This window comes from Synechococcus sp. 'PEA 65AY6A-5F PE A' (assembly GCF_047462575.1).
Classification (GTDB): Bacteria; Cyanobacteriota; Cyanobacteriia; order Thermostichales; family Thermostichaceae; genus Thermostichus.
The window spans coordinates 66,213-93,210 of sequence record NZ_JAOALE010000004.1; the positions used below are offsets into that span (position 1 = coordinate 66,213).

At 61.5% G+C, this 26,998-nt stretch carries 24 protein-coding genes; 10 read left to right on the forward strand and 14 right to left on the reverse strand.

Translation table 11 applies throughout. The annotated features are described in order from the left end of the window. Positions 1-275: 275 nt before the first annotated feature. From GG26_RS02630 to GG26_RS02645, 4 genes are all read right to left on the reverse strand, one after another. Positions 276-530 carry a DUF2949 domain-containing protein gene (locus GG26_RS02630; RefSeq protein ID WP_041438079.1) on the reverse strand — a complete coding sequence of 85 codons (255 nt, stop codon included), beginning with the start codon at positions 528-530 and terminating at the stop codon, positions 276-278. A gap of 152 nt (positions 531-682) precedes the next feature. Beyond that, on the reverse strand, positions 683-1,483 hold the full coding sequence (locus GG26_RS02635; RefSeq protein WP_011429340.1) for a hypothetical protein: 801 nt from the start codon (positions 1,481-1,483) through the stop codon (positions 683-685). A 121-nt stretch (positions 1,484-1,604) separates the two neighbouring features. After that, positions 1,605-2,339, reverse strand: coding sequence for a low-complexity tail membrane protein (locus GG26_RS02640; RefSeq protein WP_011429339.1), 735 nt, complete (start codon positions 2,337-2,339; stop codon positions 1,605-1,607). 30 nt (positions 2,340-2,369) lie between these two features. After that, a complete protein-coding gene (locus GG26_RS02645) occupies positions 2,370-2,588 on the reverse strand; it encodes an NAD(P)H dehydrogenase subunit NdhS (RefSeq protein WP_011429338.1) in 219 nt (72 codons plus the stop codon). A gap of 105 nt (positions 2,589-2,693) precedes the next feature. Here GG26_RS02645 and GG26_RS02650 point away from each other — a divergent pair, with 105 nt between their 5' ends. Continuing rightward, entirely contained in the window at positions 2,694-3,284 is a 591-nt protein-coding gene (locus tag GG26_RS02650) for an FHA domain-containing protein (protein ID WP_011429337.1), read from the forward strand. A gap of 1 nt (position 3,285) precedes the next feature. On the opposite strand, the gene GG26_RS02655 is transcribed toward GG26_RS02650, so the two are convergent. Further along, positions 3,286-4,740, reverse strand: coding sequence for a cation:proton antiporter (locus GG26_RS02655; RefSeq protein WP_228375494.1), 1,455 nt, complete (start codon positions 4,738-4,740; stop codon positions 3,286-3,288). A gap of 336 nt (positions 4,741-5,076) precedes the next feature. Here GG26_RS02655 and GG26_RS02660 point away from each other — a divergent pair, with 336 nt between their 5' ends. From GG26_RS02660 to GG26_RS02670, 3 genes are all read left to right on the forward strand, one after another. After that, complete coding sequence (locus GG26_RS02660; protein ID WP_414388763.1) at positions 5,077-6,300, forward strand: ribulose bisphosphate carboxylase small subunit; 1,224 nt, start codon at positions 5,077-5,079, stop codon at positions 6,298-6,300. 81 nt (positions 6,301-6,381) lie between these two features. After that, entirely contained in the window at positions 6,382-6,942 is a 561-nt protein-coding gene (locus tag GG26_RS02665) for a thylakoid membrane photosystem I accumulation factor (RefSeq protein WP_099812484.1), read from the forward strand. Continuing rightward, positions 6,939-7,223, forward strand: coding sequence for a hypothetical protein (locus tag GG26_RS02670; RefSeq protein WP_011429333.1), 285 nt, complete (start codon positions 6,939-6,941; stop codon positions 7,221-7,223). The genes GG26_RS02665 and GG26_RS02670 overlap by 4 nt, the downstream gene beginning before the upstream one ends. Before the next feature lie 282 nt (positions 7,224-7,505). On the opposite strand, the gene cbiB is transcribed toward GG26_RS02670, so the two are convergent. After that, positions 7,506-8,495, reverse strand: coding sequence for an adenosylcobinamide-phosphate synthase CbiB (gene cbiB / locus GG26_RS02675; protein ID WP_414388766.1), 990 nt, complete (start codon positions 8,493-8,495; stop codon positions 7,506-7,508). Positions 8,496-8,517: 22 nt separating this feature from the next. Beyond that, complete coding sequence (locus tag GG26_RS02680) at positions 8,518-8,970, reverse strand: Rrf2 family transcriptional regulator (protein ID WP_011429331.1); 453 nt, start codon at positions 8,968-8,970, stop codon at positions 8,518-8,520. A gap of 88 nt (positions 8,971-9,058) precedes the next feature. Between GG26_RS02680 and rsmI the strand changes: the two genes are divergently transcribed. Further along, complete coding sequence (rsmI, locus tag GG26_RS02685; protein WP_414388768.1) at positions 9,059-9,970, forward strand: 16S rRNA (cytidine(1402)-2'-O)-methyltransferase; 912 nt, start codon at positions 9,059-9,061, stop codon at positions 9,968-9,970. 3 nt (positions 9,971-9,973) lie between these two features. After that, a complete protein-coding gene (gene rppA, locus GG26_RS02690) occupies positions 9,974-10,714 on the forward strand; it encodes a two-component system response regulator RppA (protein WP_011429329.1) in 741 nt (246 codons plus the stop codon). 10 nt (positions 10,715-10,724) lie between these two features. Here rppA and atpD read toward each other — a convergent pair whose 3' ends face one another. Then, positions 10,725-12,158 carry a F0F1 ATP synthase subunit beta gene (gene atpD, locus GG26_RS02695; protein ID WP_011429328.1) on the reverse strand — a complete coding sequence of 478 codons (1,434 nt, stop codon included), beginning with the start codon at positions 12,156-12,158 and terminating at the stop codon, positions 10,725-10,727. 374 nt (positions 12,159-12,532) lie between these two features. Continuing rightward, positions 12,533-12,883 carry a gas vesicle protein GvpV gene (locus GG26_RS02700; protein WP_228375407.1) on the reverse strand — a complete coding sequence of 117 codons (351 nt, stop codon included), beginning with the start codon at positions 12,881-12,883 and terminating at the stop codon, positions 12,533-12,535. Positions 12,884-13,035: 152 nt separating this feature from the next. On the opposite strand from GG26_RS02700, the gene GG26_RS02705 reads away from it, so the two are divergent. After that, entirely contained in the window at positions 13,036-13,530 is a 495-nt protein-coding gene (locus GG26_RS02705) for a pentapeptide repeat-containing protein (RefSeq protein WP_099812487.1), read from the forward strand. A 7-nt stretch (positions 13,531-13,537) separates the two neighbouring features. On the opposite strand, the gene GG26_RS02710 is transcribed toward GG26_RS02705, so the two are convergent. Further along, entirely contained in the window at positions 13,538-13,849 is a 312-nt protein-coding gene (locus GG26_RS02710) for a hypothetical protein (protein ID WP_011429325.1), read from the reverse strand. Positions 13,850-14,044: 195 nt separating this feature from the next. On the opposite strand from GG26_RS02710, the gene GG26_RS02715 reads away from it, so the two are divergent. The 3 genes from GG26_RS02715 to tenA all read left to right on the forward strand — a co-directional run bounded on the left by GG26_RS02715 (position 14,045) and on the right by tenA (position 16,802). Further along, positions 14,045-14,776, forward strand: a complete 732-nt coding sequence (locus tag GG26_RS02715; RefSeq protein WP_011429323.1) for an aldehyde oxygenase (deformylating) — start codon at positions 14,045-14,047, stop codon at positions 14,774-14,776. A gap of 133 nt (positions 14,777-14,909) precedes the next feature. Further along, positions 14,910-15,935 (forward strand): long-chain acyl-[acyl-carrier-protein] reductase, encoded by a 1,026-nt coding sequence (locus GG26_RS02720; RefSeq protein WP_011429322.1) that lies wholly within the window; start codon positions 14,910-14,912, stop codon positions 15,933-15,935. A 207-nt stretch (positions 15,936-16,142) separates the two neighbouring features. Further along, positions 16,143-16,802 carry a thiaminase II gene (gene tenA, locus GG26_RS02725; RefSeq protein WP_011429321.1) on the forward strand — a complete coding sequence of 220 codons (660 nt, stop codon included), beginning with the start codon at positions 16,143-16,145 and terminating at the stop codon, positions 16,800-16,802. Positions 16,803-16,834: 32 nt separating this feature from the next. On the opposite strand, the gene GG26_RS02730 is transcribed toward tenA, so the two are convergent. The 4 genes from GG26_RS02730 to rpoB form a co-directional block, all read right to left on the reverse strand. Beyond that, positions 16,835-17,353: a uracil-DNA glycosylase gene (locus tag GG26_RS02730; RefSeq protein WP_414388773.1), complete on the reverse strand. Its 519-nt coding sequence runs from the start codon at positions 17,351-17,353 to the stop codon at positions 16,835-16,837. Further along, on the reverse strand, positions 17,334-21,242 hold the full coding sequence (locus GG26_RS02735; protein ID WP_011429319.1) for a DNA-directed RNA polymerase subunit beta': 3,909 nt from the start codon (positions 21,240-21,242) through the stop codon (positions 17,334-17,336). The genes GG26_RS02730 and GG26_RS02735 overlap by 20 nt, the downstream gene beginning before the upstream one ends. Before the next feature lie 89 nt (positions 21,243-21,331). Next, positions 21,332-23,215, reverse strand: coding sequence for a DNA-directed RNA polymerase subunit gamma (locus GG26_RS02740; RefSeq protein WP_011429318.1), 1,884 nt, complete (start codon positions 23,213-23,215; stop codon positions 21,332-21,334). Between the two features lie 99 nt (positions 23,216-23,314). After that, positions 23,315-26,716 carry a DNA-directed RNA polymerase subunit beta gene (gene rpoB / locus GG26_RS02745; protein ID WP_099812488.1) on the reverse strand — a complete coding sequence of 1,134 codons (3,402 nt, stop codon included), beginning with the start codon at positions 26,714-26,716 and terminating at the stop codon, positions 23,315-23,317. Positions 26,717-26,998: the final 282 nt, after the last annotated feature.

A 26,998-nucleotide genomic window follows, 5' to 3' on the forward strand; every position in this document is an offset into this window, starting at 1 on the left:
ACGCTGAAAGAGCGCCCAGCCACCCTCTTGCAGGAGCGGTGCAGAGTGCTGTCTTTCCCTCTTCTGCTTACGCAAGCGGCAGTCGGCCAAGTACAACAGGTCAGCTAACCAGAAGATTCACCCGATGGTGGCTGGGGGGCGGGCGGCGCTGCAGGAAGGGAGCTGCAGCTCACCGCTACAGGACTTTCAGGATGAGTGACGGTGGAGTCCGAAAAGGCCATACTGCAGTCTCGCTCCTCGGCCAGGAAAACAGACGGCAGCAGTCACCCTTTTTGTCAGCCGAAGGCCTTGTCTTGGAGCAGCTCCGGGTCAGCGTCGCCAGATACTCTCTCCCAAAACTGCGCCAAGTGCTGCAGGCCCACAAACCCCAACTGCCAGAGGATCAAGGCCAGGGGGCCGTGCTGCTGCCGCTGGATCTTCAGGGCCAAGGCCAGTTGTTTGGGCTTGAGGAGCTGTTGCTGCTCGGCAAAGCGGCAGAACTGCCGATCCCATTGGCTGAGGGCTTGCAAATCGGGCACAGTCAGTTCCATAGGTCTGGCTTGGGTGTAACTGGACGCTGGATCCCCTACTGTGGATCTCTTCTTTAGGGTACGCGTCTCCCTCAGCTCTCCCAAGGCGGCTCAGGGCAGAGGGCACTGAGCTTTGCCGCAGAGCTGACTTACAAGCGCTGTTGGGATAGCCCCTAGCTCCAGGGATCGTCATCGAAGGGGCTGTCCGACCAGTAGCCGCCCGACTGGGGTGGAGGAGGCTGTTGGGGTGGTGGGTAGCCGATGGGAGTAGAGGGCGGCGGCGTGGGGATGGGAGTTGGCTTTTCCATATCCTCAAGCCGCGGCAGGTCGGCGGGTTTGGGCTCAACACCGAGGCTCCTCAGCTTGGCCTGAGCTTCCTGTATCTGGGCGTTCAGCTCTTCCAAGTACGCCCGGTAGTGGTTGGCGGCTTCTAGGTATTGCTTGGCTTTGCGCTCGTTATCTTTGATGACGGCCTCTAGCTCTTTATTGCGAACGGTGTAATCGGCCTCTTGGTTGGTGAGGTTTTCGATGGCCTGGTTGAGCACAGCCCGCCGGCGCTCCAGTTGGGCCACGATCTCCGACAGTTGCCGTTCCCGCTCGCTGAGGCTGCGCTCGCGGTTTTGCGTTTGCTCCAGTTGAAAGGCGGCCTGGCTCAGTTGTTCACGTAGGTACATCACTTGGGGTTCAGTCTCGTTGCGCTCCTGCTGCAACTCGAAGACCCGCGCTTCTAAGTTGTCTTTTTCCTGCTGCAGCACTTCCCGCTCGTTCAAAAGACGGGTGTAGAGCTGGTTGAGGAAGTCCACCTCCATCACCACCTGGCTGAGCTGGGTGGCGTATTCCCCAACCAATGCCAACTCCCGCGCGAGGTTTTGGGTTTCGCTGGTGGCTTGCTCGGTGAAAAACTGGGGAAGCTGGGTGGTTTCTCTGAGGCGTTGGGTGAACTGTTTAAAGCGGAAGGAAAAGTTGCTCGCCATTGCCGGTGCGGTAGCCTCGAAGATCAGGAGAACGCCGATGGTCAGACAACAGTCTGGATCCCGTCCACTCTAGCATCGAGCTGCAGTTTCTTTGGGGTAGAAATCCGTCCCAGCAACCTGTCTAAGTGAAGTCAGGGGTCGTTTCCGGTGTGGCAGCCTCCCGTCCTTCGGATTCGGCATCTGAGCCGGCAGCTTCGGCTACTTCTACTTTACAGTCGAGTCTCTGATTTCCATCTTTTTGTGCCTGCGATGGGACTGCGGCAATCCGGCGCAGCAGCCGTTGCAACAGCGGGGTGTGGCGATCGCCAACAACGGAGAAGCGGCTCTCGATCTCCTCAGCAGGGATGGGATCCAGTTGGGCCAGCTCCGGCTCGCTGAGGAGAAGTACCCGTATTGCAGCAAGGGGGATCTGCAAGAACAGGTTGGCCCCCCAAAACCCGAAGGCGGCTATGGCCAGGCCGGCCAGACGGGTGCCGTTGCCAGGGGTGAGGGGGGCAAAGAGGGGGGCGAAGTCGTAGAGGCGCTCAAAGACTTCCAGCAGCAGGAGTGCCGCCAATAGCGTCAAGATCTTGTGTTCGGGGCTGAGGAAGGCAGCCAAGATGCGGCGTTGGTCGGGGGTGAGTTCCTCGGGAGGAACGGCGGCCACCCACAGGCTGAAGACATCGAAGGGCTTGCGCCACTGCATGGCAAAGACTGGCCCAATGCCCGCCACAGCCACTGCGGCCTGCTCTACTCCCACCGACAGGAGAGGATCCCCGGTGGCCAACCCAATGACGGTTAGCCCAATCCACAAGGGGAAGAGGAGGATCCCGGCGGCATGGATCCAAAGGAAAGGTTCCTGCCAATGGCTGCGCATGGGGAAGTTCTAGAGGAAAGCGGAGCGGAGCTAGCGGCGGGACTTGTCCACCACTTCCAATTCCGAAAGGCGGAAGGTAACCAATTTATCCCAGTTGCCCCCCTCGAAGAGGACAGCGGCATGGTCGTCGGTAACCCGCTGTACTTGTCCTTCAAAGAGGTAGTAGGTATCGTTGGGATTGATGACCCGCACGGCCACGCCAGGGTAGATGGGGGGAAGTTCCTGAAGAAGGGAGGGAGTTGCAGTCATGGCGGCTGTTTACGATTCCTCGCGGGTGGCTAAGCCCTATCCTATCATTATGAAGGAAGGCCCTTCTTCTGCCGAACCTTTCTCTGGCAAAGCCAACCCCAAACGATGCCTGCTGACCCAGCGTCTTCCCCCTCCCAGACTTGGCATGTGCTGGTGATCGATGACGAGCAGGGACGGCGGGCTGTGGCCCTCAGTGCCGCCACCTATTCCATCGGCAGGGATCCCAGCAACGCCATTGTCGTCCATTCGGCGGCGGTTTCTCGGCAGCACGCGCTGCTCTTGCGGCTGCCGCAAAAGGGCGGTGGCTACACCTACCGGCTGTTGGACGGCAATATCGAAGGCAAGCGCAGCACCAATGGCATCTCAGTAAACGGGCAGAAATGTCTGAGCTGGGATCTCAAGGATGGGGATCAGATCCAGTTGGGGGATCAGGTGCGGATGCAGTATTGCATTCGCCAGTTGTCGAACGAAGAGTTTCAGCGGTATCTCCAGTCTGTCAGCTTTCGCAGCCTAAAGGCGGAGGTGGTGGATCGGCGCTCCACAACGATGCAGCGGTTTGACCCGCCCTCGATGCGGGTGATTTTGCCCCAACAGGAGAGGGCGGAGAAGGTTGAAGACGTGGGATCCCGCCGTCGCAACCCGCTGTGGCTGCTGTTCCAGACGCTCTGGGGACGTTTGGGGAGAAAGTCGAGGTGATTCAACTCTCAGGAATGCCCACCTGCTCTGAGTCTGAGCGAGCTGATGGGGTTTCGACGCGGTCTTGCTCTGATGCTTCTGCCTGCAGATCCAGGAGAGAAGGAGGAGAGTCTACTTCCCCGATCAATACTCCCCGCAGCCAGAGGGGGGCGATAAAGGTGGTGGCGATCACCATGACGATGATGCTGACGTCGAGAGCCTCGGAGAGAACCCCGCTGGCCGCTCCCACGCCGGCAAACACCAGGCCCACCTCGCCGCGCGGGATCATGCCCACGCCGATGGCATAGCGGTTGATGCCCGGCTTGCCGAACGCCCCCAGGCCGGCGGCCAGCTTGCCCACAATCGCAACGCTAACCAAGAAGACGGCAATGATCAGCCCCTCGCGGTTGGCGGGGAGGGTGGGGTTGAGCACGGCGAGGTTGGTTTTGGCCCCGACGCAGACGAAGAAGATGGGCACCAGCAGGTCGGAAACGGGCTTGATCTGTTCTTCTAGCTCCTGGCGCTTGTCGGTTTCCCCTAGAATTAGGCCGGCGGCAAAAGCGCCCAAAATCGCCTCCAGGTGGATCACCTGCCCTACATAGGCCAACAAGAAAGCCAAGACCAGAGCGGGCAAAAGGGGGTTGCCGCGGGCTTTCAGGTTGTTGAGGAGAGCCACAAAGTAGGGGCTGAGGAGTCGCCCCAAGACGATAGAGCCGACGAGAAAGACGACAGCGCTGACGACGATGAGGCCAACATCGGCGACGTCAACCTCTCCGGTTTTGGCCAAGCTGGCCACCACCGCCAAGATGATGATGCCCAACACGTCGTCCAGGACGGCGGCGCCGATGATCACCTGCCCTTCGAGGGAGGTGAGTTTTTGCAGCTCGGCCAAGACGCGGGCGGTGATGCCAATGCTGGTTGCCGTCAGAGCCGCCCCGGCGAAGATGGCAGGGATGACAGGCACGTGAAAGAGGTAGAGCAGGCCCAGTGTTCCCGCCGCAAAGGGCACAGCAACCCCAATAACGGCCACGGCCGCCGCCTGCGGGCCAACCCGCAACAGTTCCCCCAGATCCGACTCAAGACCAATTTCAAAGAGAAGGATAACCACCCCCATCTCCGAGAGGATGTCGATGATCTGGCTTTGGGAGGAGAACACCTGCACCAGGGATCCCTTGTCAAGACCCGCGGTGGCCTGCAGAATCTGCATCAGAGCTGAGGACTGGGCCAAGGTAGGCAACGCCTCGGCAGAAAGCGGCCCTTCGGGAAAAACCAGTAACCCCAGGCCAGAACCGCCCACCAACACCCCTCCCAGCAACTCTCCCAGCACGGGGGGAAAACTCAGGCGAACGGCCATTTCTCCGCCAACGCGGCTGGCCAAGTAGATGACCACCAAGGCCAGCAGCACCGCCACCAAGATCAAGGGAGAGAGGTTGTCTCCCCCTGGCGCCTCGACGGGAGCGGCGGCTTCGACAGCCAGCAACACAGAGCTTAGGCAATTCAACAGCAAGATCTCACCCTTAGATGGACAGCTTTTCGTCTAAGCCGGCCTGACCAGAGCGCCAGAAAAGCTTGTGTTGCCATCTCTGGGGTCGCCCTGCCGGAAGACTGTTACAAAAACTAACCTCCCGCGTAATCCCATGGCAACGCCCATGTGGGCACTCTTTCCCCTTGCCGATAGTCCAGATAATTAGCACTTATCTGGAGTATTGTCCCTGCTGCCCGCCGAGAATTGGGCCGAGGAGGGGCAGGGGCCAACTTCCCAGAACGACAATGGAGGAAATAGAAACTCTCGCAACCAAGCTAAGGCCCACCGATGAGCTACTACATCCCCCCCACCTTTCTTAAAGTTGTCGCCCTGCACCTGACCAAAAATCATCTTCCTCTGCCCGACGTGCCCGTTCCGCTCATCTTGGGCATCCACGGGCGCAAGGGGGAGGGCAAGACCTTCCAATGCAACCTCATCTTTGAGCGCATGAAGGTCTATGCCGTCCACATCTCGGGGGGCGAGCTGGAAAGTCCCGACGCCGGGGATCCCGCCCGTATGATTCGCCTGCGCTACCGTGAAGCTGCCGAGCACATCCGCAAATTTGGCCAGATGGCCGTGCTGATGATCAACGACCTGGATGCCGGCGCCGGTCGCCTGAACAGCATGACCCAGTACACCGTCAACACCCAACTGGTGAGCGCCACCCTGATGAACATCGCCGACAACCCCACCAACGTGCAGCTTCCCGGCAGCTACGATCCCAAGCCCCTGCCGCGGGTGCCCATCATCGCCACCGGCAACGACTTTTCCACCCTCTATGCCCCCCTCATCCGCGATGGGCGCATGCGCAAGTTCTACTGGGAGCCCAGCCGCACCGACCGCATCCACATCGTTCACGGCATTTTTCAAGCCGACGGGCTGTCTCTTGAGGAGATTGAGCGCCTGGTGGACGCCTTTCCCGAGCAGGCCATCGACTTTTTCGGCGCCCTGCGCGCCCAGCTCTACGACGAGCAGGTATGGCAATTTATCCAAGAAGTCGGCCTGGAAGGGATTGCCTTTCGCCTGCTCAAAAGCAAAGAGGGCGCCCCCCAGTTTCCGCCACCGCGATTTTCTCTGGAGCAGTTGATCCAGGCCGGCCACCAGCTCAAAGCCGAGCAACACCAAGTAGAAGCCCGTCGCCTCTCCGAGGAATACCTTGGCCTCCGGCGCTCCGCTCCTCAAGAGCCGCCCCCCGCTTCCCCGCCATCCCCTCCTCCTGTGGCTGCCAACTCGGCCGATCCTGCCCCAGTTTCCCTCAACCCAGGCGTGCAGGCCCAGCTTCGCCAGATCCTGGCCCAAGGCTATGAGATCCTGGTGGAGCATGCGGATCCGCGCCGCTACCGCGTTCATTCCTGGCAGGAGTGTGGAGTTGCCCACCTGAGAGAATGGGCCGCTGCCTGTCAGGCTGTCGAGCAGTGCCTCAGCCGTTTTCCCAAGGACTACATCCGGCTGGTGGGCGTAGATCCGGTGAAAAAACAACGGCGGGTCGAGGCCATCATCCACCGCCCCTGAGACTGAACCGGGGCAAAATGGCACAATGAGAGAGCCTCCCCTCTGCCCGACAATCCTCCCTGGATCATGCTGTTTTGAATCATGCTGTGGCTGCGTCTTCTCCTGGTAGCTTTGTGCGTCGTGTTAATGGGCTGGTTGTCTCCGCCTGCCCATGCTCTCCTCAACGACGACCGCTACGACGGCAACATCTTTGCCCTCTATGGCTCCAACGGCGGCATGATCCCCCCTCGTGTCTCCCTGAAACAGGCCAAAGAACAAGGGATCCCGGCCCTGCTGGTGTACTACATCGACGACAGCAGCGACTGCAAAAAATACGCAGCCACCCTGGCCAACCTGCAAGTTCGCTATGGCTGGGGAGTCTATTTCATTCCTTATTCTGTCGATTCCCTCCTGCCTGGGGATGAGCGTGGCCAATACTACAGCGGCCAAGTCCCCCAGACCCTGCTTTTTGACTCCCAGGGCAACCTCGTCTACCAATCCATTGGCAACCGCCCCATCACCGAAGTGGAAAACGCCATTCGCGCCCTCTTCCAGTTGGATCCCGTCCCCCCAGGGGTGATCCAAGCCAAACCCTTCAACGAGATCCAAACCGGGTTTGCCGGATCCCGTTCCCCCGCCCCCCCAGCCGAGGCGCAGCCGTGACCGCTCCTCCCGATTCCCCCGATTCCCTTGAGGCTCTGCAAGCCAAGCTCGAGATCTTGCAAGCGCGGCTGGCCGACCTGCGCGAGCTGGAGCGCCTATCCCAGCTCTCCCCCGAACACTGGGCTGAAATCCAGGCGGAAGTCAGCCAATTGGAACAACGTCTGCAAGCCTACCTGTTGGAAGTGTTTAACCCCGTTCCTGCCACCTTTTGGCAGGTGCTGCGTTTTGGCGGCCTGGGCCTGCTCCTCGGCATTGCCCTGCAGCGCTGGGCGCTGAGCTAGCACCCGTTAAGATTAAAAGCCCTTGGATCCCGGAGCTCCTTCCCATGCGCATGCGACGCTCCAGACCGTTCAGTTTTGACTGCAAGACCTCGCCTTTTCTGCCTCTGTTCGGCTTAGGCAGCTTTAGCTGCTTCTGAATTATCCTAGTGTTGCGGGCACCAGAAACGGCTTTTAAGGCACTGGGAACGGTCGATTGGGGCTGCTGTAAACCAGCCCAGAGGTCCGCGGTCGGTTTGCCGACTGCAGGGCTACTAAAAGCTCCTGACTTTAGTCTGGAGTAGTTTACAACCCCTCTCCTAGAGGGAGAGGAGAGTTGAGAACTAGAGTTACTCCCACCATCCAACTTCCCCACACCCCCAGAACCTGCCTCAGCAGCCCCAGACTCTCCCGCACCACCTGGGGGCTCAAGGGACGAGCCGGGATCCCCACCTTGGGCTTCTCTTTGGGGATGCCGCGATAGAAATTGGTGCCTCCCAACTGGATCTGCAGCCGCCAGGCAAAGGCCGCCTCGCTCCACCCCGAATTGGGGCTGGGATCCGCCCGCCCGTCGCGGCGACAGCGCTGCCAAAATCCCCAGGGATCCCCGCTGAGCAGGGCCAGGGTCAGCACCGTCAGGCGACAGGACAGCCAGGTCAGCCCATCCTCACAGCGGGCCGGCACCGTGCCCAGGTAGGTGAAGGGGGCATGGCGGTAGCCCACCATCGAATCAAGCGTGCTGCTGGCCTTGTAGGCCAAAGCCAAGGGCGCCCCTCCCAAAAAGGCATAGAACAAAGGGGCCGTCGCCCCGTCGGGGGTATTCTCGGCTACCGTCTCGACCACCGCTCGCAAGATCTCCGCCTCCGTCAGGTGCTCCGTATCCCGGCCCACGTAGCGGCTTAGGCGCTGGCGGGCCTGCGGCAGATCCCCCTTTTCCAAGGGATCCAACACCTCCAAGGCGGCAAAGCGCAGGCTGCGCCCCCCTAGGCAACTGGCCATCAGGATGATCTGCATCAGGATCCCTGCCCAGGGATGGAGAGCCTGGGCAACGGCGATCAGCCCCCAGCCTGCCGCGTAGGATCCCGCCAGCAGCGCCAGGGTGAGAGCTGCCCCGCCCCAGCGCTGGGCCGCCGGCGTTGGGCAGCGCCTGAGAATGCAACTCTGGCCCCAGGCGATGACCGCCCCCATCACCCGCACCGGATGGGGCCACCCCCAGGGATCTGCCAACCAGTAATCCAGACCCAAAGCCGCCGCCAGCACCAGGGGAGCGGCTGGCTGACTCGGAAAAAACAGCAAGGTCTCCCTCCCGCAGGCGCGATCAGACCACAAACCCTCCCCCCTGACTTTGGGCTGCCTGCCAACTGCGGGCGTCGAAGTAGAGATCTTCCAGAGTTGTTTCCTCCAACACCTGCTCCACCCGCTGGGCGATCCGCCGCCAGAGGGCCTCCGTTACCCAGTCCAGCCCATCCGCAGAGCCTTCCTGCTGAGCCCCTGCCCTCTCAGCCGGGAGAGGATCCAGAGATTCTCCCACCGCCGCCAAAATGGCGCTAATTGGGATCCGCCGCGGTGCCCGTGCCAGCCGGTAGCCCCCCTGCGCCCCGCGCTGCGAACAGACCAAGCCAGCCTGGCGCAGCTCGATCAACAGCTTTTCCAGATAGGGGGCCGGGATCTGCTGTCGCTCGGCAATGGCCCGCACCGAGGCCACCTGGCCAAGCATCGCCAGATCCAGCAAAGCCCGGATGCTATAGGTAGCTCGCGTGGTCAGGCGCACCTGCTTTCTCCCGCCAATCTTCCCCGATCCTGCCACAGGGATCCCTTAACCTGGAAAGCAGTACCCGCTTAGCTCTGGCCTTGTCGAGATGGAGCGCCCCACCGCCAGCCTCTACTTGGTGGCCACCCCTATCGGCAACCGCGAAGACATTACCCTGCGGGCGCTGCGAGTCCTACGGGAAGTGGACTGGGTGGCGGCAGAAGACACCCGCCACTCCGGCCAGCTTCTTAAACACTTTCAGATCTCCGCCCGCTTCATCAGCTACCACGAGCACAACGCCGCCCAGCGCATCCCGCAAATCCTCAAGTATCTGGCGGCAGGGCAGTCGGTGGCCCTAATCAGCGATGCCGGCACACCCGCCATCTCCGATCCAGGAGAGGAACTGGTGCGCGCCTGTATCCAAGCTGGGATCCCGGTGATCCCGGTGCCTGGCCCGGTAGCGGCAGTGGCCGCTTTGGCTGCTTCTGGGCTGGCCACAGGGCGGTTTGTCTTCGAGGGGTTTTTGCCGCTCAAAGCCAGCCAACGACAAGCCCGTCTGCAACAACTGGCCCAAGAAGAGCGCACCGTCGTTCTCTACGAAGCCCCCCATCGCCTGCAGCAAACCCTGCAAGATCTCCTGGCTCACTGCGGCCCCCGGCGGCAGATCGTGCTGGCCCGCGAGCTGACCAAGCTGCACGAGTCCTTCTGGCGGGGATCCCTGGCCGCCGCTCTGGAGCACTGCGCCGCCCAGCCGCCGCGGGGGGAGTTCACCCTTGTTCTAGAGGGGCGGCCTGCCTCCGAAAAGGGCGAAGAAACCTCCCCCTCGGAAGCGGAAGTTCGCCAGGAGCTGGCCCGCCTGCTGGCCGAGGGCCTTCCCCGCTCCGCTGCCAGCCGCCAACTGGCCCGGCGCTTCCAGGGATCCCCCCTGTGGACGCGGCGCCGCCTTTACGATCTCTGCTTACAACTGGAGCCCCCTCCCTCCCTGGCCCCTCCGGCAAGCGACGACGAGACAGAATCCTAGAGCATGGCGCGCATCTTGTTGGTGGACGACGAAGTGGAGCTGGCCGATTCCCTGGCCCAGCACCTGCGGCGAGAGGGCCACAGCGTGGACGTGGCCTACGAGGGAAACAGCGCCTGGGAGCTGCTGCAGAAGCCCCCAGCCCCACCCTACGACTTGCTGGTACTGGACTGGATGTTGCCGGGCCTGTCCGGCCTCTCCCTCTGCCAACAGGTGCGACAGGTAGATCGCGCCACCCCCATCCTCTTCCTGACCGCCAAAGATACTCTCGACGACCGGGTGGAAGGGCTGGACGCCGGCGCCGACGACTACCTGGTCAAGCCCTTCGAGCTGCGGGAGCTGCTGGCGCGGGTGCGAGCCCTCTTGCGGCGGGCTGCCGGCCCCGGCGAAGGGATCCCTCGCCTGCAAATTGGAGACCTAGAGCTGGATCGGGAGAACCAAGTGGCCTACCGCCAAGGACGGATGATCCACCTCTCCCAAAAAGAGTTCCGCCTGCTGGAGTACTTCATGGCCCACCCCGGCCAGTTGCTCACCCACGAGCAGATCTACGAGCGGGTGTGGGCCGGCGAGGATCCCCCCAGCAGCAACGTCCTGGCTGCTCAGGTGCGCCTGCTGCGGCGCCGCCTCCGTCTGCCCGGCTCCCCCGAGTTGATCCACGCCGTCTATGGCAAAGGCTACCGCTTCGGGCCTGTGGCCGAGGATCCTCAGCAGCCGCCAACCCCCCTCTCCCCCTGGGAGAGGGGCTGAGGGTGAGGGATTACTTGGACTTGAGCTTCTCCGCCTTCTCGATGGCCTCCTCGATGGTGCCCACCAGATAGAAAGCCTGCTCCGGCAGATGATCCAGTTCTCCGGAGAGAATGCGCTGGAAGCCTTTGATGGTGTCCTCCAACTTCACGTACTTGCCAGGCGAGCCAGTGAAGACCTCGGCCACAAAGAACGGCTGCGACAGGAAGCGCTCGATGCGGCGGGCGCGGGCCACCACCAGCTTGTCCTCTTCCGACAGCTCGTCCAACCCCAGAATGGCGATAATATCCTGCAACTCTTTGTAGCGCTGCAGCGTTTGCTTCACCGCCTGAGCGGTGTTGTAGTGCTCCTCGCCCACAATGTCTGCCTGCAAGATGGTGGACGAAGAATCCAGGGGATCCACCGCCGGGTAGATGCCCTTGGCCGCCAGGCTGCGCGACAGCACCACCGTCGAATCCAGGTGGGCAAACGTCGTCGCCGGCGCCGGGTCCGTCAGGTCGTCGGCGGGCACGTACACCGCTTGCACCGACGTGATGGATCCCTGCTTGGTGGAGGTGATCCGCTCCTGCAGGTTGCCCATTTCCGTGGCCAAGGTGGGCTGGTAGCCTACCGCCGAGGGCATGCGGCCCAACAGCGCCGACACTTCCGAGCCAGCTTGCACAAAGCGAAAGATGTTATCGATAAACAGCAGCACATCCTGCTTGTTGACGTCGCGGAAGTACTCCGCCATCGTCAAGGCGGTCAGGCCCACCCGCATACGAGCGCCCGGCGGCTCGTTCATCTGGCCGTACACCAGCGCTACTTTGTCCAGCACCCCCGATTCTTTCATCTCGTTGTAGAGGTCGTTCCCCTCGCGGGTGCGCTCTCCCACGCCGGCAAACACCGATAGGCCGGAGTGCTCCTCGGCAATGTTGTGGATCAGCTCCTGGATGAGCACCGTCTTGCCGACGCCGGCGCCGCCAAACAGGCCCACCTTGCCACCTCTCTTGAAGGGGGCCAGCAGGTCGATCACCTTAATGCCGGTTTCAAAGGGCTCCGGTTTGACAGTCAGCTCCACAAAGGGCGGCGCGCTGCGGTGGATGGGGGCAAACTCCTTGGCTTGCACCGGCTCTCCTTGATCCACTGGCTCCCCCAGCACGTTGAAAATGCGACCCAGGGTAGCCTCGCCCACCGGCACGGTAATCGGGGCACCTGTATCCACCACTGGCATGCCCCGCACCAAGCCATCGGTAGAAGACATGGCCACGGCCCGCACGCGGTTATCCCCCAAAAGCTGCTGCACCTCAAAGGTGACTTTGACCTTCAATCCGCTTTCGGTCGTCGCCTCCACCTTGAGAGCGTTGTAGATTTCAGGCAGCTTGCCGCTGGGAAACTCGGCGTCGATCACAGGTCCAATGACCTGAGTGATGTAGCCAACGTTGGTCGCAGTAGCGGTGGCAGTAACCATGGTCGAGGCTCAGCTCCTTGTGTACTCAGTTGCAGTTATGGACTCAGCGATGCCGGATGGGAGTTTCAGAATGGGCCATGAGAAGATCTCGGACTGGGCGGCTGGATCCCGGTAGCAAAAGCCAACAGGTCTACCCCTGGACTTCGGTCTCGCGGCTCGGTTCTCTTCTGCCCAAGGGTACCGCTTCAAGGCCAATACAAAACCCTAGCTAATGTCTTAGGGGTTAGACTACTGGGTTTTTGAAGCGGTTGACTACCCATGCCGCCATACAAAAGGTACCACAAGGCCGTCCCAAAGGACAGAACGGGGCTCTAAACCCAGTTTTTTGCTCCTTTGGCAATGGCTTTGGCTTCCCCACTCGGCAGGGAACTGGCTCAGTACTCAAAGGTCATCGGCGGGAAACGGGAGGAGGAGAAGCGGCCAGTGCCCGGTTCTCGAGCAGCGGCGGGATCCCGAAAGCTCTCTGCCTCCTGCTGAAAACGCTGTAGCGCTTGTTCGATTTCCCGGAGCCTTGCTTGAATTTGCCCTTGCCGTTCCTGAATGAACTCCAATTCCTGGTTGAGCCGCTGCTTTTCCACAGTGAGCTGCTGCATCTCGGCATAGAGAGCCGATTCGGTTTTGCGGCGAGGGATCGAGCGTAACTTTGGGCGGGGCCGGGAGCGGGGCACGCGGGGCAAGCTCATAACAGAACAAATGGGATCCAGAGAAAAGGGCGTTGCGCCCATCCTAGCGCGCTCTCGCAGGCAAGAGGGCTGATGGCCTTGGCAGATGTTCGGATCTGGAGGCATGGCTGATAGGCGCCGCCTGGAGGATGTGCGCCCTTGGCGGCAACCCTGTTCCTCGGTAGGATCCGACTTGTCTAGGATGGGGAAAAGCAATGGTCGAAACCGCAGCGGAACTGTTGCAGCGCTATGGCAGCGGCGAGCGGGACTTCAGCAACAGCCAATTGGCCGAAGCTGACCTGGCCGGTGCCGACTTGGCCGGGATCGACCTGGGCGGAGCAACCCTCCAGCAGGCCAAACTGGCCGCTGCCAACCTGGAGCGGGCCTACTTGAGCGGCGCCGACCTCAGCCAAGCCGATCTGCAGGGATCCAACCTGCGCCTGGCCAATCTAGAAAAGGCCAAATTGCAGGGATCTCGATTGCAAGGGGCCAACCTGCGCGGCGCCAACCTGACCGCAGCCGACCTGAGTGGTGCCGATCTCAGCCAGGCAGACCTGGCGGGGGCCAACCTCAGCGGCGCCAACCTGAAAGGGGCCAACCTCAGCGGCTGTAAACTCAAGCTTGCCAACCTGCGGGGAGCCTGTTACGACACGGCCACTCACCTAGAAGCAGATGTCGCTCCCGCCGAGTTGGGCATGGTTTCCGCCTAGCCTGCGGCTAGTTGTCCTGAGGCTCCAGATCCAAGATCTCCTGGATCTCGGCATCGGTATAGCCCACCGCCCGCAGCTTCTCTGCCACCGCCTCGATCTCCTGCGCCGACAGATCGTGCTGGCGTACCCGATCCCAGAGATTGGCCACAATCTGCAGCAGCAAACGGCTGCTTTCCGCCTCGAACAGCTCAAAAGCCGTCGCCATCTCGATTGCCTGCAACACCTCCTCGGCGCTGCCAATCGGCTGATCGAGGGATTGTTCCTCCAGATCCACCAGCAACTGGCGCAGCTGATTCAGGCCCTCCCCAAGAGCAGACATACCCCCGGCTCCTCAACGGCACCTGAGCACTCACCCTAACAGGCTTGCCTCCCTGGGCAAAAGGGATCCGATGAATTCCGCACCACCTGAGGCTATTCTGAGTAGAGGAACAATTTAGTGGCAAGCGCCAGGATTGTTGAAGGGCCGGCGAAGCGGTTCACAACAATCTACAACTACAAAAGGAGATGCACGAGTATGGCCCCAGCGAACGTCCTGCCCAACACCCCCCCGTCCCCCACTGATGGGGGCGGCACTGCCCTAGACTACAGCAGCCCAAGGTATCGGCAGGCCTACTCCCGCATCAACGGTATTGTTATCGAAGGCGAACAAGAAGCCCACGACAACTACCTCAAGCTGGCCGAAATGCTGCCGGAAGCTGCAGAGGAGCTGCGCAAGCTGGCCAAGATGGAATTGCGCCACATGAAAGGCTTCCAGGCCTGCGGCAAAAACCTGCAGGTGGAACCCGATGTGGAGTTTGCCCGCGCCTTTTTCGCGCCCTTGCGGGACAATTTCCAAAGCGCCGCAGCGGCAGGGGATCTGGTCTCCTGTTTTGTCATTCAGTCTTTGATCATCGAGTGCTTTGCCATTGCCGCCTACAACATCTACATCCCGGTTGCCGATGACTTTGCCCGCAAGATCACCGAGGGGGTAGTTAAGGACGAGTATCTGCACCTCAATTTTGGGGAGCGCTGGCTGGGCGAGCACTTTGCCGAGGTTAAAGCCCAGATCGAAGCAGCCAACGCCCAAAATCTGCCTCTAGTTCGGCAGATGCTGCAGCAGGTAGAGGCGGATGTGGAAGCCATTTACATGGATCGCGAGGCCATTGTAGAAGACTTCATGATCGCCTACGGCGAGGCCCTGGCCAGCATCGGCTTCAACACCCGCGAGGTAATGCGCCTCTCGGCCCAGGGTCTGCGGGCCGCCTGACGCAACTCAACTCTGCCTGCCGATTGGTTTTCCGGCCTGGCTGGAACGCTCCCTACCCTCTCTGGGTGCGGACATGTTTTGATGGGATCCGGATGGAGCTCATAAAGTTAAGTATCGAAGTGAGTGAGCATCTATGTTCGGCCTGATCGGGCACCTGACCAGCCTGGCCCACGCAAAACGGGTGGCAGATAAGCTGGGGTATTCCGAATATGCGGAGAGCGACCTGGAATTTTGGTGCATGGCTCCGCCTCAGGTGGTGGACGAGATCGTGGTGACCAGCATCACGGGCCAAAAAATCTATGGCCAGTACGTCGAATCCTGTTTCCTGCCGGAAATGCTGGCGGGGGGACGGGTGAAGGCGGCCTGTCGCAAGATTTTGAATGCGATGGCCTTGGCGCAGCGGCGCGGCTTGAACATCACCACCCTGGGAGGATTTAGCAGCATTATTTTCGAGAATTTTCGCCTCGACACCCTCAGGCGGGTGCGCAACATCGACCTGGAAATTCGGCGTTTTACCACCGGCAACACCCACACGGCCTATATCATCTGTCAGCAATTGCAGGCGGCGGCCCAGCGCTACGCCATGGATTTGGCAGCTGCCACAGTTGCCGTGGTGGGGGCCACCGGCGATATCGGTAGTGCCATCTGCCAGTGGTTGGTAGCCCACACTTCCCCGGCCAAATTGCTGTTGATAGCCCGCGAGCGGCGACGCCTGGAAGAGCTGCAGGCCAAACTTAAAAAAGGGGAGGTCTGTTCCTTGGAAGAGGCCTTGCCCCGCGCCGATTTCATCGTCTGGGTGGCCAGCATGAGCCAAGGAGTGACCCTCGATCCTCAGGTGCTTCCGGATCCCTGCGTGATCATCGACGGTGGCTACCCGAAAAACATCGCCTCCAAGTTGCAGCGCAAGGGGCTGTACGTGATCGACGGCGGCATGGTGGAACACTCTCTCGATATCGAGTGGAATATTATGCAATTTTTGAATGTGGCCAACCCGGCCCGCCAGCTCTTCGCCTGCTTTGCCGAGGCGATGCTCCTGGAGTTCGAGGGCCTGTACACCAATTTTAGTTGGGGCCGCAACTTGATCACCCTAGAAAAGCTGGATTTAATCGGGCAACTGTCCCGCAAGCACGGCTTCCGTCCCCTTATGCCCGAAGCCTAGGTTTAGCTGGGCTGACCCCCTGAAAAGCGGTAACTGAGAGGAGGGGCAATCTGAGACAAGGAGATCCCCGCCCTAGCGGGGGTAGGGATCTGGAATCGAGATACTCACGTCCAACTTTCCGGCCACAGGGCACCCAAAGAGTTTCCCCCACACCCAGAGATCTCAATCAGTTGAAAAGAACCCCAGAAACGCCGCGAGAGAGCCACCATGTCTCAATCTTTTACCGCCCACCTCTGGCAGACGATCGAGCCCATCTACCAACAGATCTTGGATCACCCCTTTAACCAAGAGCTGGCCGCAGGCAGCCTCTCGCGGCAGCGCTTTCAGTTCTATCTGCAGCAGGATGCTCTTTATCTCACCGATTTTGCCCGCGCCCTTGCCTTGATCGGGGCCCGTTCCGAGGGGGCTGAGCGGGTGGTGAGTTTCTTGAACTTTGCCCTGGGGGCCATTGTGGCCGAGCGCAGCCTGCACGAGAGTTACTTTCGCCTCTACGACATCCAGCCGGAGACAACCTACGCTCCTGCCTGCTTCGCCTACACCCGTTTTCTATTGGCTGCGGCTGCCTTGGATCCCTACGAGGTGGCCATGGCCGCTGTGCTGCCCTGCTTCTGGATTTACCGTGAGGTGGGATCCGCCATTTACCGCACCGCCAAGCCCAACAATCCTTATCAACAATGGATCGACACCTATGCCGGGGAAGAATTTGCCCAGGTGGTGCAACAGGCCCTGGACATCACCGACTCCTTGGCTACGCAGACCACAGCGGCGACGCGGGAGAAGATGACGGCTGCTTTTGTCACCGCCTCTCGCCTGGAATGGCTGTTCTGGGACAGCGCCTACCGCCTGGAAACCTGGCAGCCCGCCTGATCCCCGCCGGGCCTGGCGGCTCAGCAAGGTCGTCATGGCCATGGCATGTGGTTATGGTCCAACGCCAAGATGACCCGCACCTGGGTCAACAGCTCCAGCTCTTGTCTCAGATAGCCCAGGCAGGTCTTGGCTTCTGCGGCGGTGGGGCGGTTCTGCGGCGGCGCGCAGCGCATCACGGCTGAGATGGAGCAATCCCGCAATTGCAGGCCATCTTCCCGGTGCAGAGAGATGGGTTGATTGGCAAACCTGGCCCGGCGCAGAGCGCGAAATAGCCAATCCCCGCTGGGATCCCCCGTAAACACCCGCCCGGTGCGGTTGCCCCCATGGGCTGCCGGCGCCAAGCCGATCACCCACAGCCGCGCCTGCACATCCCCAAACCCCGGCACCGGTCGGCCCCAGTAGAGCTGGTCACAAAAACGGGCCACCTTTTGCTGGGCAACCGCCTCTCGCCAAGCCACCAGGCGGGGACAGCGGCGGCAAGCGACGATCTCAGCCTGTAGCGCCGCCCAGGGCTGGTGATCCGCCAACGCCTCACTCTTCTTCTCCCTCATCCTCCGTCGGCTCGTCAACGGGGGTGGAGTCGTCGATGAGCTGGTCGTCATCCAAGATCAGGCGAGGCGGCAGCTCTGGCAGCACAACAGGCTCCTCCTCTTCCTCCGGCTCCGGTTCTGGCGCCATCTCCTCGTAGGTGCTGAAGCCCGTGCCCGCCGGGATCAAGCGCCCGATGATCACGTTCTCCTTCAGGCCCCGCAGCCAGTCGGACTTGCCTTCGATGGCCGCCTCCGTCAGCACCCGCGTGGTCTCCTGGAAGCTGGCCGCCGAGATGAAGCTGTCGGTGTTCAAGCTGGCCTTGGTGATCCCCAGCAGAACGGGCGTGTACTTAGCCGGCGCCCCGCCGGTGATGGCCATGGTAGCGTTGGTCTGCTGGATTTCCCGCAGCTCCACCAGCTCGCCGGGCAACAGGACGGTGTCGCCGCTGTCGTCCACCCGCACCTTGGAGGTCATCTGGCGCACCACAATCTCGATGTGCTTGTCGGCAATCTCCACCCCTTGCGAGCGATAGACGTTCTGCACCTCGTTGACCAGGAAGCGCTGCACCTCCCGCAAGGCTAGCCGTGCCGCTTGGTCGTCGCCCAAGGTTTGGCGATGGTACTCAAAGTAGATCTCCAAGAGGTCGTGGGGGTTGGCCGGGCCGTCGGTCAGCGGATCCCCCACCTGTACCGGCTGGCCATCGACCACGATCAGGTTTTGCCCCGGCATCACCGAATACTCGGTAACCGTACCATCGGCTTCGATGACCCGCAGATCCGGCTCTTCTCCTCGCCAGCTCAGTTGCACCGTGCCGGGCCGCTTGGCCAGAACACACATTTCCTTGGGCTTGCGGGCCTCCAACAGCTCCTCGATCCGCGGCAGACCCTGGATGATGTCCCCCGTCTTGGCCCGCTCAAACACCAGGAGGGCCAAAGAATCCCCCCGCTGCACCAGATCCCCATCCCGCACCTGCAGAATGGCACCCGCCGACACCAAATAAGGCCGCGCCAACCGCAACACCACTTGGCCATCGGCGATCTGCATCACTTGCCCCGACTCGGGGGCAGGGATCCCCGGCGCCAGCTCGTCGCCGGCCCGCACCAGCGCTCCCACCTCGACGCTGGCTTGGCCCGTCAGAGGCACCGTCAGCAGGTCGTCGTCGGTAACCACCAGAACCCGTCGCACCACCTCCGCGCCCTGGCGGATCCCCTGCACGATCCCGGCTTTTTTGGCCTGAATCTCGGTGCGGGCGATAACACCCCCCCTGCCGATACTGTCTCCTTCGCTCACCAACAGCCGCGTGTGGGTACTCCCCTGGGTTAGATCCGCCTCCACGTCTCGGCGCAGCAGCAGGGTTTCCAAGATCACCAGTTGCAGGCGACGGATACTGGGATCCTTCTCATCTTGGATCAGTTCAATATCGGCCTTCAGTTGCGGGGCGTCGGTATCGATCTCCAGCACCAGTTGTGTGCGCAGCAGTTCTACCGGCCCCACCGACTTCACCCGCTCCCCATCCTTGAAGGGAACGCGCTGCACCGCCCGCAGGCGAATGGAGCGGCCAGACTCGCTGGTAGACTCTTGGCTGGGCACCACCGGCCGGTCGGGGATCTCGTACTCGTACACCGGGCGCAGCAGCAGGCCTGGCCCTTCAGGCGTCTCCACCTGCTCCAGATAGACCAATCGGTCAGGGACGATGCTGCTGAGCAGCTTCTGGCCCGGCTGGATTAGCGTGCCGGTGGGTATTTCCAGGTCGGCGGGGTCGTCCACCAGATGCAGGGATCCGGGCTTGATGACGATCTCCCGCAGGATGTCGTTTTTCTGGATAACCTCGACGACGCCAGCATTTTGGCAGAAGATGTCCTTCACCACCTCGGTGCCGGCTTCTACGTACTGGCCATCCTCCACGTTCAACAGGGAGATGTCCTTGTTCACCTCGTGGGTCTCCTCCGGGATCCACAGCAAGGTGCCGCCCCGGATGACCTCATAGCCCTGCTTCGCCTTGCCCCGCCGGGCCACCTCGACACCGGCAAACTTCACCAGGCCGCCCGTCTGGGTGCGGAAATTGTTCTCGATCAGCTCCGCCACTACCTCGTCGTTGCCCACTTTGGTGCCCGGCGTGGCCTTGAGGACAAAGGTCTGGCCGCTGGCCGTATCCAGCAAAAATTGCTCCCGGCCCTGGTGGGATTCCACCCGCACCCGCGCCTCGTGCAACACCACCGCGGCGTTGATGATCTCCACTTCGCGCCCACTTTTGGTGTCGCTGCGCTCCGGCAGCCGCACGATGCCGCCGTGCTCGGTTACCAGCGAGGTCTCAGCGATCACATCCCCCGCCTGCACCCGATCCCCGTTTTTCACCACCGGCTCGGCCCCCGGCGGCAGGTTGTATACCTGGCCGGACATCACCCAGATCAACCCTTGCCGCTGCGCGGTGCAGGTGGTGTTGCCCTGGCGGTCGGTTTTCTCCTCGATGGGCAGATCGGCAAAGCGGATTTCCCCCGCCAAGTCGGCCACCACCTCCTTCTGGGCTTTCTCGGTGCTCTTGCGCACGGCCTTGGCTACAGTCACTTCCGCAATCAACTGATCCCGCTGCACCTGGGCCCCGTCCCGCACCAGCAGAGTGGATCCCTGCGTCATGTCGAAGACTTCCCGTTGTCCGTCTGGCCCTTCCAGGACAATTTGGTTGTTCGCTTCTAGCTGCAGGGCATCGTCGCCGTGGCGGGTGCGGAAGGGGCGGGTGCGCAGATTTTTCGGGAACCGCACCACGCCAGCAAAGGGGGCGCGAATTTGGCGGGCCACCTCCCCGGTAAACACACCTCCCGTGTGGAAGGTGCGCATGGTTAACTGGGTGCCCGGCTCCCCAATCGATTGAGCGGCGATGATCCCGACCGCCTCCCCCAGATCCACCAGCCGGGAGTGGGCCAGGCTCCAGCCATAGCACATCCGGCACACCGATCGGTTGGCCTCGCAGGTGAGGGGAGAACGCACCATCACCTGCCGGATGCCGGCCTCCACAATGGCCTTGGCCAAGTCGTGATCCACCTCTTGGTTGCGGCGGGCAAGGATCTCCTGGGTTTGCGGGTGCACCACATCCCGCGCCAGCACCCGGCCCACCAGGCGCTCCTCCAGCGACACCACCACCTTGTCCGCATCCATCAGGGGTTCCAGCAGGATCCCTTGGTCGGTGCCGCAGTCGGATTCCCGCACGATCACATCCTGAGACACGTCCACCAAACGGCGGGTCAGGTAGCCAGAGTCGGCAGTGCGCAAAGCCGTGTCCACCAAGCCCTTGCGCGCCCCGTAGGAAGAGATGATGTATTCGGTAACCGTCAGGCCCTCGCGGAAATTGGTTTTAATCGGCAAGTCGATGATCTCCCCCTGCGGGTTGGCCATCAGGCCGCGCATGCCCACCAACTGCCGCACCTGCGAGACGTTCCCCCTCGCCCCCGAGTTGGCCATCATGTACACGGAGTTGAGGGGATCGTTCTGGCGGAAGTTGCTGAGCATCTCCTCCTTAATCTGGTCGTTGGTCTGGTTCCAGGTATCGATCACCTTTTGATAGCGCTCCACCTCGGTGATCTCGCCGCGGGTGTAGCGCTCCGTGGCCGCCTCGATCTCCGCTTCTGCCTGGGCCAACAACTGCCGCTTGCTGGGTGGAATGCGCAGATCCTCGATGCTGATGGAAACGGCAGCCTGGGTGGCGTATTTGAAGCCCAGGGCCTTCAGAGCATCCGCCATCTGAGCGGTGCGGGCGGTGCCGTAGCGAGCAAACGACCAGGCAATCAGATTGCGCAGCTCTTTTTTGCCGATTTGATAGTTGCGAAAGGGTACAGGGGGCGGCGGGGTCTTGGCCTTGGCGCCATCGGCGGCCTGCCGGACTAGACCGGCGGAAAAGCGTCCTTTTTCGCTCATAATGCCTCGGTGATAACTCTGACAGTTCTGGACAAGGGGGCAGGGATCCCAGCTACCCATCGACAAGGGCAACGTCCACAGGGGCAGCCTCAAGCAGACAAAATATCTTGCACCGTTTTGTTGAAGATGATCCGGCCCGCCGTGGTGCGAATGTATTGGCTGATCACGTTGCCGTCCCGATCCTCGCGGATGCGGCGGTAGTTGGTGATCTTGAGGCGGGTGCCGCCCGGCTCCTCGATAATCTGAGGCTCCGACTCTTTTTCCTCTTTGCCCAACTCCATCGGGCCGCTGTAGCGCACCCAGATTTTGCTGTGCAGGCCGATGACGCCGCGGTCGTAGGCGATGAGGGCGTCCTCCAGGCTGGCAAAATAACGATCGCCAAGGTCGGGGGCGTGGGGATTGTCCGCCGTCAGATAGTAGCACCCCAACACCATGTCTTGGCTGGGAGTAATAATCGGAGCGCCTGTGGCCGGGGAGAGGATGTTGTTGGTGGCCAACATCAGCAAGCGTGCCTCCGCCTGGGCTTCCAAGGAGAGAGGCACATGCACCGCCATCTGGTCGCCGTCGAAGTCGGCGTTGAAAGCCGGGCAGACCAAGGGGTGGAGCTGAATCGCCCTCCCCTCCACCAGGATCGGCTCAAAAGCCTGGATCCCGAGGCGGTGCAACGTTGGGGCACGGTTGAGCAAAACTGGGTGGCCGTCGATTACGTCCTCCAGCACGTCCCAAACCTGCGGGTCATTGCTCTGGATCAGCTTTTTGGCGGCTTTGATGTTGTTGACGATGCCCCGCTTGATCAACTTGTGGATCACAAAGGGCTGGAACAGCTCGATGGCCATCTCTTTGGGCAAGCCACACTGGTGCATGCGCAGGTTGGGCCCCACCACGATCACCGAACGCCCAGAGTAGTCCACCCGCTTGCCGAGCAGGTTTTGCCGGAAACGCCCCTGCTTGCCCTCAATGATATCGGAGAGGGACTTGAGGGGACGGTTGTTGGCCCCCACCACCATGCGCCCCCGCCGACCGTTGTCGATCAGGGCGTCCACCGCCTCCTGCAGCATACGCTTCTCGTTGCGCACGATGATCTCCGGCGCCATGATCTCCTGCAGCCGCGCCAGGCGGTTGTTGCGGTTGATCACCCGACGGTAGAGATCGTTGAGGTCGCTGGTGGCAAAGCGCCCCCCATCCAACTGCACCATCGGGCGCAGATCGGGCGGGATCACCGGCAGCACCCGCAGCACCATCCACTCTGGCCGGGCTCCCGTGGCGATGAAGTTGTCGATCACGCGCAGCCGCTTGATTAGGCGCGCCCGCTTCTGGCCGCGGGCGCTGGCGATCTCCTCCCGCAACTGCTCCGCCTCTTTTTCCAGGTCGATATCCTTGAGCAGGCGTTCGATGGCCTCCGCCCCGATCATGGCCCAGTTCTCCGGCAGTTGCAGCTCGGATCCCTCCTCGTACATCTGATCCTCGATCTCCAGGTATTGATCCTCGGTCAGCAACTGCTTGTAGGAGAGGTTGGGAGCGTTGCCCGGATCCACCACCACGTAGGCGTTGAAGTACACCACCTGCTCCACGTCCCGCAGCGGCATGTCCAACAGCGTGGCGATGTGGCTGGGGATCCCTTTCAGGTACCAAACGTGGGTGACCGGGGCGGCCAGTTTGATGTAGCCCATACGATGGCGGCGCACCCGCGACTCGGTCACCTCCACCCCACAGCGCTCGCAGACAATGCCGCGATGCCGCACTCGCTTGTACTTGCCGCAGTGACACTCCCAGTCCTTAACCGGCCCGAAGATGCGCTCACAGAAGAGACCATCCATCTCCGGCTTGAGGGTTCGGTAGTTGATGGTCTCCGGCTTGGTGACTTCTCCCACCACTTGGCCGTTGGGCAGGGTGCGCTGGCCCCACTCTATAATCCGCTCCGGAGAAGCCAGCCCAATCTTGACATAGTCAAAGCGTTGCTCCGTTTTGGCCATTGCCGTTGTTCTCCTGACTTGCTGCCCTAGCAACTACAAAGGAAGGGGAGAGGAACCCCACCCCTCCTCTCCTGAGCCGAATGGGATCCCTGGCATCAATCAAAAATCGTCCTCTTCCTCCCTGTCTTCGTCTTCCTCGCGGCTGCGCCTGGCTAAGGTAAAGGTTCCTCCTGCCGCTGGAGAAAGATCCTCGGATGTAACGGATTCATAAGTGGGCCGCGAGGGGGTGTGGCGGCTGGAGACATCGGCCATCAGATCCACCTCCACATCGCGGGTCTGGCCGTCGCTGTCCACCTCCACCTTATGGACAGACACGTCCAGGCAGAGGGACTGCAGCTCCCGCACCAACACCTTGAAAGATTCCGGCGTGCCGGGTCGAGGGATGGGCTTGCCCTTGACGATGGCGTTGAGGGCCTCGTTGCGCCCCACCATATCGTCCGACTTGACGGTGAGCAGCTCCTGCAAGATGTAGGCCGCTCCAAACGCCTCCAAAGCCCACACCTCCATCTCGCCAAAGCGCTGGCCACCCTGCTGCGCCTTACCCCCCAGGGGCTGCTGGGTTACCAGCGAGTAGGGACCGGTAGAGCGGGCGTGGATCTTGTCGTCCACCAAATGCACCAGCTTCAGCATGTAGGCGCGGCCCACCGTAACCGGCTGGTCGAAAGGCTCGCCAGTGCGACCATCGAACACCTGGATCTTGCCGCAGTACTTGCCTTCTGGGTTGAAGATCCAGTCTTTGCCGGTTTTTTCACGGGCCTCCCGCAACTTGGCCTCCACCGTCAACCGCGAGGCTTCCAGGCCGTGCATCTCGTCGAAGGGCATCAGCTTAAAGCGCACCCCCAAGTGTTCTGCCGCCCAGCCCAGGAGGCACTCATACACCTGGCCCACATTCATGCGGGAGGGAACCCCCAAGGGGTTGAGCACCACATCCACCGGCGTGCCATCCGCCAGGTAGGGCATGTCCTCGATCGGCAAGATGCGGGAGATGATGCCCTTGTTGCCGTGACGGCCCGCGATCTTGTCCCCCACTTGAATTTTGCGCTTGAGGGCGATGTAAACCCGCACCACCATGTTGGCGCCCGGAGGCAGCTCGTCCCCCTGCTCGCGGGTAAAGATGCGTACATCCACCACCCGTCCGCGCTCGCCGTTGGGCACCCGCAGCGAGTTGTCGCGCACGTCGCGAGCTTTCTCGCCGAAAATGGCCCGCAACAGCCGCTCCTCTGGCGGTTGATCCGACTCCCCTTTGGGAGTGACCTTGCCCACCAAAATATCGCCGGCTTCCACCCAAGCCCCAATGCGCACAATGCCGTTTTCGTCCAGGTTGCGCAGGGCATCTTCCCCCACGTTGGGAATCTCGCGGGTGATCTCTTCCGGCCCTAGCTTGGTCTGCCGGGCTTCGATCTCGTACTTCTCGATGTGTACCGAGGTGAAGACATCATCGTAGACCAGCCGCTCGCTGATCAAGATGGCATCTTCGTAGTTGTAGCCCTCCCAGGGCATGTAGGCCACCAAGACGTTTTGGCCCAAGGCCAGCTCGCCTCCCTCGGTCGCCGGGCCGTCCGCCAGCACCTGCCCGGGCACCACCCGATCCCCCGCGTAGACAAGAGGGCGCTGGTTGAGACAGGTATCTTGGTTGGAGCGCTGGTACTTCTGCAAGCGGTAAACAATCGGATCCCCGCCGTCGTCTGGCCGCACCACGATTTCGTCGGCGGAAACATAGGTCACCACGCCACTGGTGCGCGACACCACCACCATGCCAGAGTCCCGCGCCGCCTGGGCTTCCAAACCCGTGCCCACATAAGGCCGATCCGGCTTGAGCAGGGGCACCGCCTGCCGCTGCATGTTCGCCCCCATCAGGGCGCGGTTGGCGTCGTCGTGCTCCAAAAAGGGGATCAAGGAGGTGGCCACCGAGATCACTTGCACCGGCGACACCTGCACGTAGTGCACCTCGCTGGGGTGGGCGGTGGTAAATTCCTGGCGGTAGCGCACCGGCACCAAGTCGGCGGTGATGCGGCCTTCGGCATCCACCGGCACATCCCCCGGCGCCACGCGATACTCGTCCTCCTCGTCGGCGGTGAGGTAGACCATCCCCAGATCCTTGCGCACCACGCCGTTTTCGACCCGGTAGTAAGGGCTTTCGATGAAGCCGTACTGGTTGACGCGGGCGTGGGTGGCCAGGGATCCGATCAGCCCGGCGTTGGGGCCTTCCGGAGTTTCGATGGGGCAGATGCGCCCGTAGTGGCTGGGGTGGATATCCCGCACGGCAAAGCCGGCCCGCTCCCGGCTCAGGCCACCGGGGCCCAAGGCCGACAGCCGCCGCTTGTGGGTCAGCTCCGCCAGCGGGTTGGTCTGATCCATGAACTGGGAGAGCTGGCTGGAGCCGAAGAACTCCTTGATGGCCGCCACCAAGGGCTTGGGGTTAACCAGCGAGGCCGGGGTGAGGTTCTCTGACTCGGAGACCGTCATGCGCTCGCGGATGATCCGCTCCAGGCGGTTGAGGCCCACCCGTACTTGGTTTTGCAAGAGCTCGCCCACCGAGCGCACGCGGCGGTTGCCCAGGTGATCGATGTCGTCCACATGGCCGATGTCGTACTCCAAGTTAATCAGGTAGTCGATGACGGCCAAGATGTCCGTGACGGTGAGCACCCGCACATTTTCCGCCACGTTGAGATTGAGCTTTTTGTTGAGCTTGTAGCGCCCTACTCGGCCCAGGTCGTAGCGCTTGGGATCGAAGAAGCGGGATTCCAACAACTGCTGGCCGCCGGAGACGGTGGGAGGCTCGCCAGGCCGCAGCTTGCGGTACAGCTCCATCAGGGCCTCTTCTTCGCTGTAGTGCCCCTCTTTTTCCATGGTTTTTTGGAAAAATTCGGGGTGGCGCAGGCTGTCGTAGATCTCCGAGTCGCTCAGGCCCAAGGCCTTCAGCAGCACCGCCGCCGAGAGCTTGCGGGTTTTGTCGATGCGCACCCACACCAGGCCGTTTTTGTCGGTCTCAAACTTCAGCCAGGCGCCCCGGTTGGGGATGAGGCTGGCGCTGTAGGTGCGCCGACCGTTTTTGTCCAGCTCCGACTTGTAGTAGACGCCGGGGCTGCGCACGATTTGGTTGACGATCACCCGCTCGGCGCCGTTGATGATGAAGGTACCCCGATCCGTCATCAAAGGCAGCTCGCCGATGAAGACGTCCATGTCCTTGATCTCGCCCGTCTCTTTGTTAATCAGGCGAGTGGGCACCCGGATTTGCGCTTGGTAGGTAGCATCCCGTCGCTTAGCTTCCTCAGGGTCGTAGCGCGGCTTGTTGATCTTGTACCCTTTGGAGGGATCCCCAGGGCGGTACTCCGGCAGAAAGTGCAGCTCCAGCTTGCCTGTGTAATCGACGATAGGGGAAAAGCTGAGGAGCTCCTCTTCAAACCCTTCTCGCAAAAACCACAAAAAACTCTCCCGCTGAATCTCTACCAGGTCAGGCAAGGTAGGAGCGGCAGGGGATGGCACTGCTAATTGTGTCATGCGTTGCTCGGCAGGGGTTGCGCTGCAGTCAGGCCTCTAATTATAGAAACCCTGCCAACGATCGTCAACGAACGTTACAAAGGCCGAGGGACTGTCCGGATCCCGTGGGGGCGCACCTGGAAAATCTCGGCAAAACCGCTTGGGATCCCCTTTTGGCTGCCGGAGCAGGGACGATTCCCACCGTGCCTTAAGGATTGTTCACATCCATTCACACTCAGGCAGATTATTCTAATCTTTGACCGTTTTTACGGATCATCCGCTGCTCCAGCTCGGATTTCCGGT